At 55.9% G+C, this 2,624-nt stretch carries 1 protein-coding gene; it reads right to left on the bottom strand.

Translation table 11 applies throughout. The features are described from left to right. Window positions 1-586: 586 nt before the first annotated feature. Window positions 587-2,624, bottom strand: a 2,038-nt coding sequence (locus RI563_RS13085) for a diguanylate cyclase (protein WP_310694825.1), incomplete at its 5' end; no start/stop codon positions are given.

Below are 2,624 nucleotides of genomic sequence, written 5' to 3'. Positions count from 1 at the left end.
TACTGTCTCAACTCGCTGGACGAGGTGCTGAGCAAGATGAACGCGCCGATCAAAAGCGGCGTGGCCGTACCGGCGGCCAAAGCAGTGCTGGAAGGCGCCGCGCAAGCCAGTTAAACGAGCCGTTTAACGACGCAGCAAAAGGGCGACTTCATGTCGCCCTTTTTATTTGCCGGCGCAAAAAGTTGCGCACAAATCAAACCGGAGGTCACGCTGGTGATAACTTGCATGATACCTGGTTTTTAAAAAACATAACCACGAAGGCGCGAAGACACGAAGAAAGATTAATTAAATCCTGGTAAACCGCCGCCTTGTCGGCGCGATACAAACAGGCTCTGACGTCCTGGCGTGCTTCGTTAGAAAATGGCCTTCTTTAATCAAATCGGAGGTCACACAGACGATAGCTTGCATGATACCTGGTTTTTAAAAAAACATAACCACGAAGGCGCGAAGACACGAAGAAAAAATTAATCCGCTTCGAGACTTCGTGTCTTCGTGGTTTGTTATTGAGTTTATGTACAGTTCCGGGCCGGACTGTATTCTGCATCGACCATCAGCCTTCGCTGTTGGTAAAAAAGCGGCGTGTGGGTCAGTCGGAAGTTGTCCCGGCATCGGCTTCGCTCACCACCCGGTTACGGCCTGTCTCCTTGGCGCGATACATAGCCTGATCCGCGCGCTTGGCCAGCGTCCGACGGGTATCATCGGCGGTCCAGGTGGCCACCCCAAAACTGGCGGTAATATTGCCAATCGGGCCAAAATCGCAGCTTTCGACAGCCTGACGCAGGCGTTCTGCCAGTTGCGCCGCATTCTCCAGAGCGCAGTTACCGGCAACCACCATAAATTCTTCACCGCCCCAGCGACCAAAGTAGTCGGTAGGACGTAGACTTCGGGTGATAATCTCGCTAAGGGTGACCAGAACTTTGTCACCCGCATCATGACCATGCGTATCATTGACCTGTTTGAAATGATCGATATCGAACAGCAGGACACTACAGGGGCGACCATAGCGTTTGGCGGCGCTGATTTCTGTGTCGATGGTGTTCTCGGTGTATAAGCGGTTACGGATTCCAGTCAGAGCATCGGTATGGGCCAGGTGTTCGAGCTGTTCGTTGAGTTGGGCGATTTCATGGGCGGAAATGGCGACTGCGAGATGTTCGGCCAGATCGATGATTGCCCGCTGTTCTATTGCACTCCATGCCTGGCTCTGGCCGGTTACCTGCTGTGCCCAGGTTGCAAAAGAGTGCCGGGGTGAAAGCCGCATGCCGTCTTCGTCCTCGTGCAGTGGTTTTTCCGGGTTGCCGGCCCACAGTTGAGTTTTGATATGCTCGGTGCGCAATAGCAGTAACCAGCCTGTATTCTTTCGACCCAATGGTAATGGAGTAGCTAGCAGGCCACAGGCGTCCTGGTTATCCATCAATCCCGCCAGTCCGGTGCGTCGCAGCTCGTTACTCTGCCAGGTGCCGTTGCCTGGATATTCATGATCCAGCCAGGCGGCGATTTTTTTCAGGGTTGCTTGATCCGGTACCCGGCCCAGACCGAGGGTATGTTTTGGATAAACCAGGGCGCAGCCGCAGGCCCGGAACAGTTCCAGCCAGTCGTAACCATGCTCTTGAAGAATGGTTGCCGGTTCACGCAACTGGCCACGAGTCTCGGCGAGCAGTGCCTGACTGTCGCGTACCTGTTGTAAAAACCGTGCCTCGCCGTGAGCTTTGATCAAAAACAGCCGCTGGGTGGCGGCCTGGACCAGGGAGCGGGCGGCATCGCGCACGTCGGGTGATAGCGTGCGGGGATGTAACGCATGGGCGGCGACCAGACCATACAACTGTTGCTGGTTATGAAGCGCGATGGAGAGTGCCCCCTGTACGCCCATGTTCTGTAGATAGGCAAGATGAATGGGGGAGACCGCGCGCAAAATACCCTGCGACAGATCCAGGGGGCCGTTGTCGGGATCCTCGGCCGGTAACAGTGGCACGCTCGTGACGCCGGAATCGGGAATGCTGCGGATCGGATTGATGTCGTACAGCACTCGCACCTGGGGTGGTATGTCACTGGCGGGAAAGTGGTGGCCCAGAAAGCTGTGGGCCTGTCCGCGGAGACTCTCGGCGATGACGGTGCCATGCCACTCGTTATCAAAGTGATAAACCATGACCCGCTCGTACCCGGTTAGCTCGCGTATTCCCTCGGTCAGGGTATCGAGCAGTGCCTGGCTTTCGGTTTCGCGCGCAAAACGGTCGAGCCAGTCATTCACGGCCGGCAGCAGGTGATGACGGCTACTGTGGTGCAGCTGTTCGAATTCCAGTACCAGCCGGGTACCACTGCGATAAATCAGCACATTATAGCGTTGGGTTTGCTCACCAAAGCGGCGAGTTGTCCGCAGGGCCGTGGTTGAAAATGCGGGGTCTTTCAACGCACGTTGCAGGCGCTGAACCAGCTGTTTGCCCAGCAGTTGTTGTGGAGAGCTTTGCAGGGCCTGTTCAGGCGCAACATTCAGACAGTGGTTGATATTCGCGCTGACCTGAAGAATCCGGCTAAAGGTATCATCCAGGCTGATCAGACAGCCCTGGGGCTGGATCGCTCCGGGGATATGCACCGGTTCCCGGGCGCATGATTCCAGAGCCGTTTCAAGT

The sequence above is a fragment of the Thiohalophilus sp. genome (assembly GCF_031581315.1).
Taxonomy (GTDB): Bacteria; Pseudomonadota; Gammaproteobacteria; order UBA6429; family Thiohalophilaceae; genus Thiohalophilus.
This window is presented reverse-complemented; position numbering and strand designations above follow the sequence as displayed.